The 17045-nt window shown below is 62.3% G+C and carries 13 protein-coding genes and 1 pseudogene; 6 read left to right on the top strand and 8 right to left on the bottom strand.

The genetic code is table 11. The features are described 5' to 3' along the window. Positions 1 to 269 precede the first annotated feature (269 nt). The 5 genes from J7I89_RS24185 (at position 270) to J7I89_RS24165 (ending at position 5550) form a co-directional block, all read left to right on the top strand. Entirely contained in the window at positions 270 to 1556 is a 1287-nt protein-coding gene (locus J7I89_RS24185; RefSeq protein ID WP_214975785.1) for a sugar ABC transporter substrate-binding protein, read from the top strand. A 65-nt stretch (positions 1557 to 1621) separates the two neighbouring features. Continuing rightward, complete coding sequence (locus J7I89_RS24180; RefSeq protein ID WP_214975783.1) at positions 1622 to 2551, top strand: carbohydrate ABC transporter permease; 930 nt, start codon at positions 1622 to 1624, stop codon at positions 2549 to 2551. A 1-nt stretch (position 2552) separates the two neighbouring features. After that, positions 2553 to 3395 (top strand): carbohydrate ABC transporter permease, encoded by an 843-nt coding sequence (locus tag J7I89_RS24175; protein WP_214975781.1) that lies wholly within the window; start codon positions 2553 to 2555, stop codon positions 3393 to 3395. 41 nt (positions 3396 to 3436) lie between these two features. Next, entirely contained in the window at positions 3437 to 4297 is an 861-nt protein-coding gene (locus J7I89_RS24170; protein ID WP_214975779.1) for a ketose-bisphosphate aldolase, read from the top strand. Between the two features lie 14 nt (positions 4298 to 4311). Next, positions 4312 to 5550, top strand: coding sequence for an ADP-dependent glucokinase/phosphofructokinase (locus J7I89_RS24165; RefSeq protein WP_214975777.1), 1239 nt, complete (start codon positions 4312 to 4314; stop codon positions 5548 to 5550). Positions 5551 to 6031: 481 nt separating this feature from the next. Here the strand turns inward: J7I89_RS24165 and J7I89_RS24160 are convergent, their stop codons facing one another. After that, entirely contained in the window at positions 6032 to 7417 is a 1386-nt protein-coding gene (locus J7I89_RS24160) for a Tn3 family transposase (protein ID WP_214975775.1), read from the bottom strand. Between the two features lie 54 nt (positions 7418 to 7471). Here J7I89_RS24160 and J7I89_RS25480 point away from each other — a divergent pair. Next, positions 7472 to 7752: pseudogene (locus J7I89_RS25480) on the top strand (transposase); the annotation flags it as partial. A 194-nt stretch (positions 7753 to 7946) separates the two neighbouring features. On the opposite strand, the gene J7I89_RS24155 reads toward J7I89_RS25480, so the two are convergent. The 7 genes from J7I89_RS24155 to J7I89_RS24125 form a co-directional block, all read right to left on the bottom strand. Continuing rightward, entirely contained in the window at positions 7947 to 10130 is a 2184-nt protein-coding gene (locus J7I89_RS24155) for a glycogen debranching N-terminal domain-containing protein (RefSeq protein WP_214975773.1), read from the bottom strand. A gap of 55 nt (positions 10131 to 10185) precedes the next feature. After that, the gene (locus tag J7I89_RS24150) at positions 10186 to 11283 is read right to left on the bottom strand and encodes an alpha/beta fold hydrolase (RefSeq protein WP_214975771.1); all 1098 of its coding nucleotides are present in this window, start codon (positions 11281 to 11283) and stop codon (positions 10186 to 10188) included. Between the two features lie 28 nt (positions 11284 to 11311). Next, complete coding sequence (locus J7I89_RS24145; RefSeq protein ID WP_214975769.1) at positions 11312 to 12229, bottom strand: dioxygenase; 918 nt, start codon at positions 12227 to 12229, stop codon at positions 11312 to 11314. 9 nt (positions 12230 to 12238) lie between these two features. Then, on the bottom strand, positions 12239 to 13303 hold the full coding sequence (locus J7I89_RS24140; protein WP_214975767.1) for a maleylacetate reductase: 1065 nt from the start codon (positions 13301 to 13303) through the stop codon (positions 12239 to 12241). A gap of 9 nt (positions 13304 to 13312) precedes the next feature. Next, the gene (locus J7I89_RS24135; RefSeq protein ID WP_214975765.1) at positions 13313 to 13888 is read right to left on the bottom strand and encodes a flavin reductase family protein; all 576 of its coding nucleotides are present in this window, start codon (positions 13886 to 13888) and stop codon (positions 13313 to 13315) included. Positions 13889 to 13950: 62 nt separating this feature from the next. Continuing rightward, positions 13951 to 15141, bottom strand: coding sequence for an acyl-CoA dehydrogenase family protein (locus J7I89_RS24130; RefSeq protein ID WP_214975763.1), 1191 nt, complete (start codon positions 15139 to 15141; stop codon positions 13951 to 13953). 155 nt (positions 15142 to 15296) lie between these two features. Continuing rightward, a complete protein-coding gene (locus J7I89_RS24125; RefSeq protein WP_214975761.1) occupies positions 15297 to 16208 on the bottom strand; it encodes a helix-turn-helix domain-containing protein in 912 nt (303 codons plus the stop codon). Positions 16209 to 17045 lie beyond the last annotated feature (837 nt).

The raw sequence follows: 17045 nt of genomic DNA, 5'->3' as shown, positions 1-17045 counted from the left end.
CTGCCATCGAGTCAGGCCACGCGCGTATGTTCCCCCTGAGGCCAACCTCGGGACGCTCTTCCCTATTCAAGGCCCCCATGTTCGGGTGTATTGCACGGATCTTTGACGGATTCTGGCGGTTCTCAGAGGTACCTCGAACGACGGATCCGGAACCGCTCTTGACCCAGACTGTGACGGGGCTTACGATCAAACAAACGCATAAACCGGCATAAAGTCGCATCGGAATGCGCGAAACAGCACTTTGAAACTTTCACTTCGAATGGAGAGTCATGAGCAAGGATGCTCTAAGCAGGAGAGGGCTGCTGGCCGCCGTCGCGGGCGTTGCCGCAGTCACCATGATCGCCGGTTGCAGCGGAGGGTCTTCGGGCGGCAACGCGTCGCCTGGCGGGGAGGTCACGATCGAGTTTGCGCAGTGGTGGGAGCCGGAACTCCCCGCCGGTTCACTGCGTCAGATGATGGATCAGTTTGAGCAGGAGAACCCGGGCATCAAGGTCAAGCTGCTCAGCGGACCGTATGCCTCCACCAAGGAGCAGGTTGTGGCGGGAGCCGCAGCGGGGACCATGTCCGATGTTGTCGGGCTGGATGGCGCCTGGATCAGTGATTTTGCGAAGCAGGGCTCCATCGCGGACCTGGGCAAATTGATGGCCGACGCCGGCTATGACAAGACCCAGCTCTCCAGCGAGGTCAAGGTCAAGGACGCGACGTACATGATCCCGGTATTGAACTTCGTGTACCCGATGTTCTTCAACACTGACCTGCTGCAGAAGGCCGGAATCGCGAAGGCGCCGTCGAACCGCACGGAGTTCACGGCTGCGGCGAAGGCAATCAGCAACCTGGGCAACGCCAAGGGCTGGGTCCTGCCGCTCTCCCTCGAGGCTCCCAACGGCGTGCAGAACGATGTCATGTCCTGGGCATGGGCCTCCGGCCAGAGCATGCTCAAAGACGGGAAGCCGGATCTCACCAGCCAGGACATCAAGGGCACGGTGGGGTACGTCAAGAGCCTCTGGGATGACGGGGTGATCGCGCCGGGTTCCTTCACCATGAAGGAACAGGACAAGGTCGAGGAATTCACCAACGGCCGCGTCGGGATGATGATCGATTCCCTCGCGCACATCAACACGATCCGTCAGAAGAACCCGAACCTGAAGTTCCAGGTATCTTCCGTTCCGTCCCTCGATGGTTTTACCGGCAAACGGGGCATCCCCTTCGCCTCGTGGGGCATCGGGGTTGCCGAGAACAGCGCGCACAAGGCCGAGGCATGGAAGCTGGTCCAGTTTCTGATGAGCGAGAAGGCCAACGCGAAGCTCTCGACCCAGGCCAATGCCTTCCCCGGCAACAGCAAGGCCACGCCGGACTTCTCCGGCAAGGATGCCCTGTTCAAGGAGGCCTTCGACATCTACAAGAGCGGCTACCCCGCCAACGAGTTCGTTGGCCTCCCCGTCGCGGAACAGCTCATGCGTACCTTCGACGAGCAGTTCCAGAAGACACTCACAGGCTCTCAGCCGGTCGACCAGATGCTTGAAAACACTCAAACCACCTGGATCAAGCAGTTCTAGACCCACAAGCGGTCCGGGTGCGGCCCAACGACGACGAGGCCGCACCCGGACCGAGGAGGATTCCCATGGTGCTCCTGACACCAAAAAAGCTTGACGCGCCGGCACCGGTAGCGACCCGGGCGAAAAAGAAACGCAACCTCGTCCCGTTCGCTTTCCTCTCGCCTACCATCATTCTGCTCGTGATCCTGATGCTGATTCCGATCGTGATGGTCATCGGGTACTCGCTGATGGACAACGTCATCATGAAGAAGAACCCGGTATTCGCGGGCTTCAACAACTATGTGGAGGTCCTGGGCAGCGAGATCTTCCGTACGGCGGTCCTGAACACCACTTTCTTCACCACTGTCAGTGTCGGAGCGCACCTCGTGCTCGGTCTGCTGTTCAGCGTGCTGCTCAACAGCCGGTTGCTTAACGGGGCCACCAAAGCGCTTTTCCGCGTGATCTACGTACTGCCATGGCTGTTTACCGTTGCCATCATCGCCATTCTGTGGCGGCTGTTGCTGAATCCCAACGGCGTCGTCAACTACGTCCTGGTCACCCTCGGCATCACGGACACCGGTGTCGAGTGGCTCTCCTCACCCGGGACGGCGCTGTTCGCTGTCACCTTCATCAACATCTGGGCAGGGTACCCGTTCTTCATGGTGAGTCTGCTCGCCGGACTGCAGGGCATACCGCGGGACCTCTACGAGGCGGCCCGGGTCGACGGAGCTAACGGCCTGCAGCAGTTCGTGAACATCACTTTGCCGCAGCTGCGACCCATCATCGTCAGCATGGCCGTGCTCGATCTCATCTGGACCAGTCAGCAGTTTGCCCTGATCTGGATGACCACCGGAGGCGGACCCGTCAACGTAACCGAAATGCTCAGCACCATGACCTACAAAATGGCCTTCAGCAACTATCAATTCTCGCTTGCCTCCGCAAGCGCCGTGATCATCCTGGTCATGTCCATGGTCCTGGCCTACTTCTACGTCCGTCATCAAAAGGCGCGTGATTGACATGTCGAAAACCAAAAAGCAGCGTGAAGCCCTGGAAAGAACCGGTGTGCTCCTGGCCCTGATCGGCGGCGCCGTATTCGCAGGATTCCCGGTCCTGTGGATGCTCGCCAGTTCCTTCAAGTCCAACACTGAGATCTTCGAGTCACCGCCGCGGTTCATCACCGAAGGATTCTCCTTCGCTGCATATGCTTCCATACTGAGCGATCCGACCAAGATGAGATTCTTCGTCAACAGCTACGTTGTGGCTCTGGCGGTCACCGGTCTGACCCTGGTCGTCGCCCTGTTCGCGGCCTACGCCTTCAGCCGGTTCGACTTCCCTTTCAAGAAGACGATCAACATTGTCATCGTCGGCGTCCAGGCCGTGCCGCCGATAACGTTGCTGGTGCCGTACTTCGGCCTGATGGTTTTCCTCCGGATGTTCAACACCTACCAGGGGCTGGTCCTGACCTACATGGTCTTCACCCTGCCGTACGCGATCATCATGCTGACGGGCTACTTCAACACGCTGCCCCGCGAGCTCGACGAGGCCGTCCGGGTTGACGGGGGCGGGCCCATGACCGCTCTCTGGCGCATCCTGGTGCCGGTCTCCGTGCCAGGGATCGTATCCGTCGGTATCTACACCTTCATGATCGCGTGGAATGAATATCTCTTCGCACTGACGCTGACCAAAACCCAGGATATGCGAACCGTCCCCATCGGCATCCAGCTCCTCATGGGTCAACATTCCTACCAATGGAACGAAATGATGGCCATCAGCATCCTTGGCTGCATACCGATTCTCATTCTTTATATCTTCTTCCAGCGCTACTTCATGAGCGGTATGACCGCCGGCGCCGTGAAGTAAATCAACCCCATTCCATCACCAAAAACGTAGGAGAGAAATAAATGTTGGTAAACGGCAAGACCATCCTCGATGTGGCGAACAAGCACAACTTCGCGGTCCCGGCCTTCAATATTAGTGACTACGCGATGATGAACGGCATCTTCGAAGTCTGCGAAGAGAAAAAAGCGCCAGTCATCATTGCCATCCACCCCGACGAACTCAACCATCTCGGTGTTGACGTGCTGCCGGCCATCATCTCACGGGCACACCGCTCAACGGTGCCCGTGGCCATCCACCTCGATCATGGCGCGAGCTACGAGCAGGTCCTCACCGCGATCCAGGCCGGATTCACCTCGGTGATGATCGACGGATCCATGCTGCCCTTTGACCAGAACGTCGCCATCACCAAGAAAGTCGTCGATGCCGCGCACGTTGTGGGTGTGTCGGTTGAGGGAGAGCTCGGGACCATTGGCAAGACTGACGACGAGGCGGAGGACGGCACGGCAACCATCATCTACACCGACCCGGAGGACGCCGTCCGGTTCGTCGAATCCACCGGCGTTGACAGCCTTGCAATCGCGATCGGCACCTGCCATGGAATCTACCCGGCAAGCATGAAGCCGGAACTGAAACTGGACCTGCTGCAGGAGATCAAGAAGAAGGTGACGCTGCCCCTGGTGCTGCACGGCGGATCCAACAACCCCGACGGCGAGATCGGCGAGTCGGTGAAGCTGGGTGTCAACAAGATCAACATCTCCAGCGACATCAAGGTCGCCTATCACAACAAGATGCGCGAAATCCTCGCTGACCCGGGAGTCCGCGAGCCCAACACCATCCAGCCGCCCTCCATCGCGGCCATGAAGGTTGTCGCCGCCCACAAGATCGAGCTGTTCGCCGCAGCGAACACGGCCGAACTGTACTGAGGTAACGGAGTCTGATGTCGCGCGAGAATGTGGTGCTGGGTCTTGGCGGTACCGTCGATTACGAGGTCGAATGGAACTCGGCCGTCATCGAAGGCCTGATTCAGGACTTCGCGATCGACGCCGCGGAGCTTGACCGGTTCGTCCCGGTCGATTCCGAAAGGAACCTGGTCGTCTCCATTCTCGCGCACTTGCGCGACGGTGTCGGAGGAGAGCGGTTCATCACCTCCTCCGACACCGTCAAGACTTTCGCTTCCCGGTTCCAAAAAAGGATCACGCTGGGCGGCACCTGCGTCCGGGCCGGAATGGCCATGGCGAAGCTCGGAATCCCGAGCACTCTTCACCTGGTCAGCATCGATGACACCGTGCGGCGGCTGCTGCCTGCATCCTGCACCTACATCAGCAGCGCTTCGGCAGACTCGACTGATCCCCACCTGATCGTGCAATTCAACGGGGGCGCAACAGTGCGGGCCAGGGACATCGACCTGCGCGCGGACCACCCGAACCGGATCATCTTCACCAACGACCCGCCAAACACTGCGATGATGCTGAGCAAGGAACTCGGCAACGCACTCAGTACGGCGGATGCCTTCCTCATCTCTGGACTCAACGTCATCGACGAGCGGTCGGTCCTGGACGAGCGCCTGGCCACCCTGGGACGGGAACTGCAGAATCTTCCGCCCGGAGCGGTCGTGTTTTACGAAGACGCGGGCTTCCACCACCCTGTGTTTGCGCCTGTCGTCCGGGACTTCATGGCCGATACCGTGACCGTCTACAGCATGAACGAAGACGAGTTACAGGCACATCTGAACAGGCCGATCGACCTCCTGAACGCTGTTGACGTTTACGCGGCACTCCGCGAGCTGCACGGACTAATGCCCGCACGCACCACGGTGATCCACACCAAGTACTGGTCACTCGCCTACGGGAACGACGCCGGAAAGTGGCGGTCCGGCCTAAAAGGCGGCATCACAATGGCCAGCACCCGCTTCTGTTACGGCGACAACTTCACTCCCGCCGACTACGAAGCGGTCGGACAGGGACCCGCAAACGCCCTCGGGGCCCAACTGGCTGCAGAACTACGCCAGCGGCTGGGCGCCGACGTCGAATGCCTCCCGGCGCTCTCCCTGGTCACGCAAACCCCCACCACCATCGGACTCGGCGACTCATTCGTCGGCGGATTCATTGCAGCCATCACCGAGCAAAAGCAACGCCACAACGACCGGACCGAGAACGCGAAGGCGGCCTTCTCCTGAGCACCTTCGGAAGGCTGGTCACAGGCCGGCGCGACGAACCATCCTGCTCCGTCAAATATCCGATGGAAACAACGGTGAAGTGGACTCGCATCAAACTTCGATAGGCACTCCGGCGAGTCGCGGGTGGGCTCAAGTCAGATTGACATATCCAGCCAGCAGTCAAGACTATCCGTACAGACAACTTTGTCGGCGACCGCAGAGGGTTCCTCCTACGGGACGGTTTACGTTCAGTTCTCCCGGTCCTCGTCCGGGTGCCGGAAGGGCCGAAGCGGCGCTCCGGCGGGGGCGTCCGTGAAGATCCAACTCATCCCCACCGAGCTCATCATCCGCCGGTCCTGCGGCTGCTGACGCACTGCGGATCTCGTCTCGCCCTCGTATCGCAACGTAAAGCCAACCCCGACGGGCTTAGCGCCAACCACTGTTCCGTTGCAGGTCAGACCCCTTAATGCCCGGTTTCGTTCCGATGCCTCTCAGGCTCTTCTTACTCCTCGTTGCTGTCGCGGTGGTCGGGATCGCGCAGAGTGCGCCGGCCGCCGGCGAGGTCCGGAAGTTGGAAGGAGTAGTGACCGTGGACGTTGATGTGCCGGCGCACGTATGCCGACAGGCGGACGACGTCGGTGTCGAGCACAGGGTAGCCCTGTTCCCGCAGCGCGGTCAGGGCGTGGTCGAGGTAGACCGTGTTCCACAACGTCACACAATTCAAGACAAGTCCCAGGGCGCCAAGTTGGTCTTCCTGCCCGTCACGGTACGCCTGGTGGAGCTTGCCCTCGCGGCCGTGGAAGATGTGCCTGGCCAGGGCGTGACGGCCCTCCTGGAGGTTGCGCATCGCTTTCATCTCCCGGCGGTAGGCCGGGTCATCGACGAAGGTGAGGACGTGCAGGGTTTTGAAGATCCGGCCGTAGTGAGCAACCGCCTCGCCCAGATCGGTCGGACGGCCGTCGCGTTGCAGGATGCGGATCACATCGTGGGCGGAGACCTCGTGGGTGTGGATCGAAGCGGCGATCCGGCAGATGTCCGGCCAATGCCGGCGGACCTTCTCAACGTCGATCTTTCCCCGGGCGGTCCTGTCGAGCCGGCCGTAGTCCGCTGACCGATTGATTCGCCACAGCTTGGCATCGGGCAGGTCCGCGAGGACCGGCCGGTAGTCGAACCCCAGCAAGGTGACCAGTCCGAACACGATGTCGGAGTAGGAACCCTGGTCGGTGATCAGCACCTCGGGCCGCTGGCCGCCGTCTGGGTTGTAGAGCAGGTCGACGAAGTGAAGGGTGTCCTTCGGCGTACCCGACACCACCTTGGCCGCCAGCCCGACGGACTGATCGGAGATCATGTTCAGCCAGGTCACGCCCTTCTTCCGGTGGAAGTACTTCGGGTTTGGGCGAGCGTCGACGGAGCGGACCGGCACGATGAACCGCATCCCGTCGACAGCGGCGACCAGCCCACCGCCCCACGCCTGCGCCAGGTCGCTGGCGCCCTGAGCATCGATGAGCACCGCGTTGGCGGCGGTGTAGGAGTCCGAGCCGAGGTAGTTCTGGTCTACGTGGGAGAGCCGGTCGCGGGTCAGCGCCGGAGCGTCGGCGATCACCGGTCCGAACCCGATATTAAGCGCGTGCGCGGTCAGCAGCGCGGCGACCGAGACGTTCAGGTCGGTCAGCCGGGAGGACGCGCCGGCTGCGGAGGTGAAGGAGGCGGTGAAGTCCGGGTGCCAGCCCATCACCTCGAGCACCAGTTCGGACAGATCCACGCGCGGGATCATGCCCGCTACACGGGTACGCAGGTCTTTCAGACTCGGCGACTCCTCCAGGGCGTCGTCCTTGCCCAGGTGCATCCGGCCGTCGGTGTCCACGGTGATGTCCCCGCCGGCGGTCATCCCGCCGGACACCGTTCGCCATGCCGCATCCAAGGTCCCCGCATGCTCGGCGAGCAGAGAGTTCCCGACGCACCTCGGGGCAGGATTCCGGCCAACGCCACACTACGGGAACGGATGGCGAGGAAACTCAAAACCAAGAAGAGCCGGGCCGCCCGCGCAAAGCGATCATCGAACCGGTCTTCGGCCAGATCCGTACCCGCCAAGGCAAACACGTCCTCCTGCTCGGGCTTGAGCAAGCCGCCCGCGAATGGGAGCTCCTGGCCGGTTGCCACAACCTGCTCAAACTCTTCAAACACCGGGAAAACACCCGGATCCTAGCCACCGCAGGAGCCTAAAGGAACGACGGCGGAGCCCGGAGGCACTGACAGGACCCACGACCACGAACCAAGCTGACCGGTCCCCGCGTTCACACCGAAAACCGTCAGGAACCAAGGCCGGCACCAGCAACCAAGGTCACGAACCGTCAAGCCACCAAACCACTACAGACCCGCGCTCCTAGCCGGCTTCACGTCCATGGCCACTGTATAAATCAAGGTTCACTAAGGCGAATCTTGGACGGCTTTCCGGAGATTTTGGCGGAATCCAAACGATCCGCAAGTGACGGCTGTGCCTCCCGATGGAACACGATGCTGTCGGACAACCCAGTGACCGTAATCTCGTTGCCCACTACGTCGATAGTGACCCGCGATCGGCCAACCGGCACGTTCTCAGCGTGGAGGTCCCCCCAGGTGTCTGGCAGGACTGGGTCCATCCAGATGCCGCCTTGGGATAAGTGCGCATCGTAGCGGCCCAGATACCTGAGCAACATCACCGGGGCGGCTGAAGACCAAGCCTGCGGAGAGCAGGCCGTCGGGTAGGGTATCGGTTTCGGGTAGCCCGAGCGGCTGTATCCGCAGAACAGTTCGGGCAGCCGGTTCTCCGTGTACGCGGCGGCTTCCATCAGCGCTGAGGAGAGCCGCTGCGCCTCCTGTACGAAGCCGTACCGCATAAGCCCTGCAACTATGAGCGCGTTGTCGTGGGGCCAGACGGACCCGTTGTGGTAGCTGACCGGGTTGTAGGCGCCCATGTCCGTTGCCAATGTCCGCACTCCCCAGCCGCTGAACATCTCCGGCGACATGAGACGCTCGACAACCTGGGGCGCCTTGTCCTCATCCACGATGCCGGACCACAGGCAGTGCCCCATGTTGGACGCGCACGCGTCGACCGGCCGTTTGTCCCTGTCGAGCGCAATCGCGTAGTAGCCGCGGTCCGGCAACCAGAACTGCTCATTGAACTGTTTCTTCAGCCGGCGGGCACGTTCCCGGAGATCAACTGCGAGAGCCCTGTCTCCGGCCTCGTACGCCATCCACGCCCGGGCGACGTATGCGCTGTAGACATAACCTTGTACCTCGCACAATGCGATGGGTGGCTCTGCGAGGTGGCCGTCGGCAAAATTGATTCCATCCCAGGAGTCCTTCCAGCCCTGGTTGATGAGACCGTGGTCGTTGAGGCGCTCGTACTCGACGAACCCGTCCCCGTCACGATCCCCGTATTCCCGGATCCACTCCAGCGCCCGGTCCGCGTGAGGTACCAGCGCCGCGACGTCATCCGCGGCGAGTACCCAACGGCTGACTTCCCCAAGCAGGGTCACGAACAAGGGAGTGGCGTCAGCAGTACCGTAGTAGGCGGATTTGCCGCCGAGTGCCAGACCCGTGCCGACCCCGAGGCGGACCTCATGGAGAATCCTTCCGGGCTGTTCCTCTGTCAGAGGATCCACCACGTTGCCTTGGCGGTCGGCCAAAGTCTGCAGTGTGCCGAGGGCCAGTGACGAGTCAAGTGTAAGAATCATGAAGGAGCTCAGCAGCGAGTCCCGCCCAAACAGCGCCATGAACCACGGCGCTCCGGCGGCAACGACCATCCGGTCCGGATGCTGCGGATCAGTTATCCGAAGGGCTCCGATGTCACCGAAACTGCGCTGTATGGTTCGTTCGACGGACCGGTTCCCCATCCGAAGTAATGGGGTCGCGGCTTCCCAGGCCTGCTGTCGGAGGTTCTGGGGTGAGATGGTATCCCTAGAAGGGGCGAGGGTCGGATGCTCCGCCAATCCGACGAGCTCCATCGTCGGCGTCACGGTCACGCGCATGCTCCATTCCCCATGTGCGGGGATAACAGTGCGGAAGCTGAGTCCATCGGTTCCGAAGTCGGCTCCAGATGCGGCCACCACGATGCCTTTCCGCACGCCCTCCCAAATCCCCTCGATGGACAGCGACCCGTTCTTGGGCCGCCGAATCTGTTCCCACTGCCGATGGATCCGCCCGTCTTTGACTTCAAATAGGTCTGCGAAGTCGACATCCACCGAGAGCGCTACTTCGCAGTCGGTTTGCTGAGGGGCATAGTTGCGGATGGTGATGTCCTCGACAATGCCGGCGTGCACCTCGCGGCTGCGCTCCACCGTCAGTGGACTATCGGCCCGGCCGTTGGCCGACGGGGACGTTCCTATGTAGGTCCCCTCATACGGTGCACCAGCCCATGCGGCCAGCGGCTCCAGCGACCGGCCGTTAACAGTCAGGCACCAGCGGGACAGGATTCTTGTGTCCTCGTGAAAAACGCCATGGGGGTGATGGGGAAAAATGTCCCCGTTCTGCAGCGAAATACAGAAGGACGAGCCTTCCACCAGAGTTAGGGCCCCTGCCCCAGTCGACCCCGCCGCGTTCTCTGCATTCCATCCGGTCATCGTTGACTCCTTCGAAGGTTCGCGCAAGGTCACTCAGAACCGAATCTACGCCGTCCTACGGAGTTCCGGCCAGCGAAACCACGCCCTTCCCTGGGGCCAGAACAATCTCCGGACCACTGCGGGAGGTGGACGTAGCCAGGGGCGCATTGTGGGCGATCCTGGTTGCTATCCAGTCTCCAACGAGCCGGGCGATTTCGTCAGAGTTGGCTTCAAAGATCAGTCCGTGGCCGTTCCCCTCAATCCCTTGTTCAGGCAGATGGATCCATTCCACGGAAGCGCCTGCGGTTTGGAGAAAGTCGACGACTTGCGGGGCAAAGGCTGCGAAGGCAGATGCGCCGCCTGTGAGGACCGCAACGGGCGTCCCTGTCAAAGCCGGGATCTTAAGGGTTCCGGCTGCGGCGTTGAAGGCTTCCTCGGCACTTTCACGATCGGGTTCGTAGGTGATGGGGGCGGCCGTCAGTCCCCAGTCCAGCCGGCCAATTCCAGGGAACTCGGCAAAGGCCGGCCCTATCGGTTCCACCGCGACGATCGCCTTGACGAGGTCCGGGCGTTCGTTGGCGGTGAGCCAGCCCGCGGGTGCGCCGGCGGAATGCGTGACCAGGACGGCGGGGCCGGTCAGGTCCAGGAGGCGGCCCAGACGCTCGGCGTCCATTCTCTGGGACTCGGCGAGGTCCTCTGGCAGGGGGCCCATCGCGGCGACCAACTGGTCAATTTCGTCCGATTCACTGGTGCGGGAGTATGACCATTGGGTTTGCTCGGTGGCTGCGTCGTCGGGATAGAAGAGCGACTTGGCGCCTTCGTAAGGGAACGGTGCCCCCATCTCGCCAACCACGGCGGGGTGATAGGGGGATCGTCCGTGGCCTGGGCGGTCAACCACGTACACAACGAAACCGGCCTCGACAAACCTGGTCGCCCAGCCTGGCCGTCCATCGGGCGTGCCGGTCCAGTCCGTTCCCTGCCCACCCCCTCCGTGGATGAGGACCAGCGGGTAAGGGTGGATTATCGTTTCCGGTGCCTCCCACGATGCAAAGAGCGGGGCGCGTTGGACCGTGCCGTATGCGCCGGAGGTCTTTTCGCCGGCAATCCAAATTTGACCCCGTTTTGAGGTGATGAGCGGGTTGGCGGCATTATGGGGAGCAGTTGTAGGTCCCATGGGGAAACTTCCTTTGGTCGGGTTGCTTCTAGGCGTCTTGGGGGGCAAGGACGATGTCGAAGCGCGTACGGGCCCAGGTCTGGTTGCCGAGGCCGCGGCCGTCGGGGGTGGGGCTGCCGGGCGCCTGCTGTTCGAACTTCTTGATGAGGGATTCTTTGACGCCGAACACGCAGTCGCCAATCTCAATCTGGGGGTCTCCGTCAACGAAGATGTGCGTTACGAGGGTCCGCAGGCCGGGGGCGGTGACCATGAAGTGCAGGTGGGAGGCGCGGACGGGGGACCTGCCCACGGCCTGGAGCATTTTTCCCACCGGCCCGTCGTGCGGGATCGGGTAGGGGGTCGGGGTGAGTCCCCAGAACGCGTACTTGCCGTTTTCGTCGGCGAAAAGGTGGGCCCGTCCGGCGACCCTTCCGTCGGAGTACTGGACGTCGTAGAAGCCGTCGTCGTCCGCTTCCCACACTTCGATGCGCGCCCGTGGAACCGGGTTCCCGTTGGTGTCGGTGACGGTTCCCTCGACCCAGCAGGGCTGGCCTGCCGCACTGCCGGCTATGTCGCCACCCAGGGGGATTTCGGGTGCGTCGTCCACAAAGAAGGGCCCGAAGACTGTGGCTTCGGTGGCCGCGGCGACGCCGGTGTATGTGGTGTTGTTGATGGCGATGGTCTGCATGGACAGGCCCAGCACGTCCGAGAGCAGGATGAATTCCTGGCGTTTGTCATCGGTGATGTGGCCCGAGGCGGTAAGGAATTCGATCCCGGTGTTCCACTCGCCTTCGGTGAGGCGGACTTCGCGGACGAAGTTATGCAGGTGCCGGGTCAGGGACTGCATGATCTCTTTGAGGCGAGGATCTTCAGTCTTGTCGAAAGATGCGACGACGGTGTCCACGAGTTGTAGCTCGACGGCGGCCTGCTCGGAAGTGATCGGTTGTGTTGATGAGGGTGCGGTCATAGTGGTTCCTTAGAGTCCGGGTGTGGTGCCGGACCAGGCAGCGGTCAGGAGCGCTTCGAGGTTCTCGACGGTGACGGTCCGCGGGTTTGAAACGGGTATGACGGGCAGGATGAGTTGTGCGGCTTCGGGGATGTTTTCCTCGGCTAAGCCGTAGTCTTTCAGTGCGGTGGGCGCATCGAGAGCCGCGCGCAGAGCGTTGAGCCCCTCAACGGCGGTGTCAGAGCCGAACGCCGCTGCGATCCGCCGCTCGGCCTCCGGTGCGAAGGGTGCGTTGAAGGCGAGCACGTAGGGAAGCACGGCAGCGTGGGTGTGGGCGTGGGGCATGTTGTATGCCCCGCCCAGGACGTGGCAGATCTTGTGGTGTATCCCGGATCCTGCCGAGGCGAAGGCCACGGCGGAGAGGTACGCGCCATAGAGCGTCTCCTCCCGCCCGTCGCGGTCGTGGGGATCTCGCTTTATCGTGCGCAGCCCACGGTTCAGGGCCCGGATGCCCTCCGCGGCCAGCGTCTGGTTGATGGGGTCGGCCCGGGGGGCCCACATCGAGTCCACGCAGTGCGCGAGTGCGTTCAGGCCCGATGCCACAGACAACTCCACGGGCAATGCCAGCGTGAGGCGGGCGTCGTAAATGACTGTGGCCGGTAGAACCTTATCGTCGACGCCGGTGGTCTTCCGTGCGTCCTCGGTCAGACCCCAGACGTTGGTCGCTTCGGAACCCGCATAGGTGGTTGGCACCGCGACGATGGGCAGCCCCGAGGTCATCGCGATGGCCTTGGCCAGGCCGATGGTGGATCCGCCGCCGACGCAGACCAGCAGGTCGATGCCACGCTCGGCTGCGGCGGCGCGGCCCTTCTGCGCCTTTTCAAGCGGGACATGCGGAGCCACGTCGGCGTAGTTCAGGGCAACGTCGACGTCCTTCGTGATGTTTTCCGCAACCGCGGACTGGGATGGAGATGCAATGACCATGACCCTTCGCGCCCCCAGCCGCGCGATCTCGGAGGCCAGATTTTCCCCGGCCTGCCCGGTCCCGAACAGCACACGCTGCCCGAGGGTGGTGTGCTCGAACGTCAGACTCATTTCCGCTTCCTACCCAACGACCGAGGCTTCGCTCAGCGAATGCCAGGCGCGATTGTGGTAGACGAGCGGGTGGGCGTTTTCCGCATCGTGTTCGACCTTGTCCTGTACGTTCATCTGAAGAACCTGGACGGCTACGACCGTGGAGGACCCGGTCTCTATCCGGTTGACGATCCTGCCGCGCAGCCAGGCGTTGGCGCTGTGGAGTATCGGTTCTCCTGTGACCAGTCGGGACCAGATTGATGTGTCGGCGAAGCGGTCGATGCCGCTGGTCGCGAACGTCTTGGCCAGTTCGAGCTGGCCGGCGCCCATGAGGTGGATGACGATGGTCTCCGCATCGCGGATGGCTGGTGTGGACGAGGAATGCGTGGAGAGCGAAAAAACCAGCAACGGGGGGTTCACTGAAACGGAGAACACCGAGCTCGCGGTGAGCCCGACAGGCCCGTCGGCGCTCTGGGTGGTGATGACGGAAACGCCGGCCGGATGGTTGCGGAAGGCGGCCTTGAAGTCGTCGGCGCTGACCGTTTCGGCGAACGCCGAGGCGGGACCGGCCGGGGGCCGGACTTCGTGTGCGGCTTGAGATGTCATGGTGGCTCCTGGAAAGTGTGGGGTCGGTGCGGTGTGTGGGCTCTGCGTGGGCAGGCTGGTGGCTACTTCTTGACCAGGTTGAAGTAGCTCCACTGGGAATCCTCGGCCAGGCCGGTCAGGACCTTGCCGCAGTTCTGCAGGACGACCGGACCGGATGTGACGTGCTGGGTCCCGGCGTGCATGTCCCGGAAAAAGCGCTGCAGGTCTCCCGAACGCAGGGCAGCGGTGGCCGCCCACTTGTAGACGGTCATGCAGACATCGTGCGCGGACCAGGTGGCGTTGTTCAGCGCCAGCCGGGTGAGTGTTTCCTGCTCGCGGGTGAGTTTTTCGCCGCGGCCGAGGGTGACCTCATTGCCGGACCAGACCTCGAAAACGAACGCCCGGGCGGAGCGGAGCTTCGCCTCGGACTGCGCAAATTCCGCGAAGTACTGCTCGGTGTCCACGCTGGCGCCGGGGTTGCCGGTTTTCTTCTGCGCCAGTTCGCGCATCTCGTCCAGCAGGCGGCGTGCGACGCCCAGGGCCCACCCGGCGTGGTTGATGCCGGACATGTTCGCCAAACCCATTTTGTAGAGCGCTCCGCCGTTGAGAGGTTCCATGGTGGTGGCTGTGTAGGTGAACGCCGCCGGGACGAAGACGTCCTCGCAGACGTAATCGATGCTGCCGGTGGCCTTCAATCCCATGACATCCCAGTTGTCGATGAGCGTGGCCTGCTCCTTGGGGAGGGTAAAGATGAGGGCCTCACCCGTTTCCTCCACGATTGCGGCCGTGTGGATCCAGGAGGCTTGGGGCATGCCGGAAGCGAAGCTCCACGACCCGGTTAGCTTGTAGCCGCCCTCTACCTCGGTGGCCTTACCCATGCGGGTGCCCTGCCCGGCGATCAGCGAATAGCCGCCGTCGGGAAAGATCGTCCCGATAGCCTCGGCACCCAGGTACGCGGCCGTGGTTCCTGTGATCATCTGCAGCGCCATGACGACCCAGCCCGCGGAGGCGTCGGCGTACGCCACGGTTTCAATGGCCTGGATGACCTGCCGGGGCGAGGCCTCGTAGCCGCCCACGGACCGCGGGATTCCCAGACGGAAGATGCCCGATTCGTGGAGGGCCGCGGTCACTTCGTCCGTGAGTTGGCGCCCGGCCTCGTTGGCCCCACCGTTGGCCCTAAGCACCGGGGCAATGGCGTGAAGCCGTTCGAGCAGATCGGAAAAATCGCTCATCTCGTGCAACTGGGTTGTCTCTTCGACAAGTTCCTGCGTCATGGTGTTTTCCTCACATCTGTGTGTATGGGGCGTTTCAATGAGTGTTGCAGGTCACAGTCGCAGCTGACCTGGCATGGCGCGAACCGGCAAAGTGCATGGCAGAACGAGACAAGGCGGGCCAAAAACCGGGGGGACGTGCGGTCCCCCCGCGCGGGCTACGGTCGGCGTGCCCGGCCTCGATCCCTGGCCTCGCGCGCGGTGAATCCGAACTTGTTCCTGAAGGCCCTGGAGAAATGGGCCGCCGAAACGAATCCCACGGAGGCGGCAATGTCGCGGACCTGCACGTGCCCGGAAGTTGTCTCTGTCAGGAGTCGATACGCCCGCTCCAGGCGGGTGTCCATGACGAACCGGGCGACGGAGGATTCCTCCGCTGCGAAGACCCGGGCGAGGTGCCTGTCGCTAATGCCCACAGCGCGGGCGATGCTTGACGTGGTGAGGTCCGGGCGGTGGAAGTTTCTGCCGATAAAGCCCTTGGCCGCCAAGAGGTAGGCCTGACCCGGAGGCCCGGCGTTCGACCCGATAAGGAGCCCGAAGAGATCAAGGGCTTCATCCTCCAGCAACGGTTCAGGGGCTGCCTTGGACCGAAGGGTGCCTTGGATGACCCGGGCCAATGTGCGCACGTGCTCATCGGCCGCGCCGCTCCCACTGCCCCTGAGCACGCGGGGCCTGCCCGGGCTGCTGCTTCCGGTGTTTTCCCGGAAGACGTCGCGGGGCATTTCGAGGATGAGCTGCCTCATGGGCGTATGGAACCCATACATGAAAGGCCGGTCGGCGTCATACAGGATCGCGTCACCGGACCCCAGGGTCTCGAACCCGTCCTGATGGTAGTAGAAGGCGTTTCCCTCGAGGAGCAGGCAAAACAGGACGGAATCGGCGGGAAGCTGCTTGATATTGGAGGCAGCACGTTCGATAATGTGGTCGTTGCCGTAGATCTCGGTGAACCTTAGCCGGCTCAGGCTGAGGTTGTACATGGTGCTGACCACACTGTCCTTGGCCAGTGTCGAAACGTTCAGGCCGATCAGCGACTGCTCGTTGCGTTCCTCCCACAACCCCACCCGGTGACTCACGGGAGCCTTCCTAGTGGAGAACACACTCACAGCAGGCGGCGTTCTCGTTTTAGCTCCGGTTTCAGATGCACCGCTTTCAATCGCGAGTTTAGACATCATTGTCGGACTCCTGGACTGCTCATTAAAAAGCCGAATCTAGGTCAATGTGGTTCAGTGGGTGGGATGCTTGTGGGCCAACATGAAGCGACAGAAGTTTGGGCCCATACTTTCGTTTATCGTTTAGGTCTCATACCACCATCCGAACCAGGCAGCCGAGAGGAGGAGACGACCTTCTGGCCCCTCCATCTCGGCAGGTAGCGGTGGGAGCAGGGGGTGCCCTGCACTCTGCTTTCCTCGTTCGGTATGTCCGGCTCGCGATGTCTGGTCCGGTACAGGCTGGCGGGAACATGCGGGGTCTTTCATCCTGCGGGCACTAAAGGTGGAGTGATGGCACAGTCGTCCGTCACAATCACCGGGCATCTCTGGCTCCAGATGCATCCAGAAAGCGCGTAGCCAGTTGGGGAATGAGCGTAGTGGCCTCAGCGTCATGAGGGCCAAACAGCTCAAGCTCGGCCGGAATGTGCTGTTGGTTCGCCTGCGAAGGCATGGCGCCTGGGGTGTTGCCTCCTGTTGAGGCATTGATTAGCCGCCGGGACTTCATGGCGGTTCCTTCTTTCTAATGAGTGCTGCTTTTGAGCGATGGCTCAAAGGAGGCGGAATGCCTCTGTCCATTAACCGTAGGAGGCGGCCGTAGCGCGAGATGTCCTACGATCGCAGATAGCTGTCCGGTCCTCGCCGGGTCGGTGCCTACGCGCCATGATCGTATGTCAACTCAGGTAAACATGATCAATGGGCGGG

The organism is Arthrobacter sp. ISL-5, from assembly GCF_018613835.1.
Classification (GTDB): Bacteria; Actinomycetota; Actinomycetes; order Actinomycetales; family Micrococcaceae; genus Arthrobacter.
Note: the sequence above shows the minus strand (reverse complement) of the source record. Positions and strands in the feature narration are given on the sequence as shown.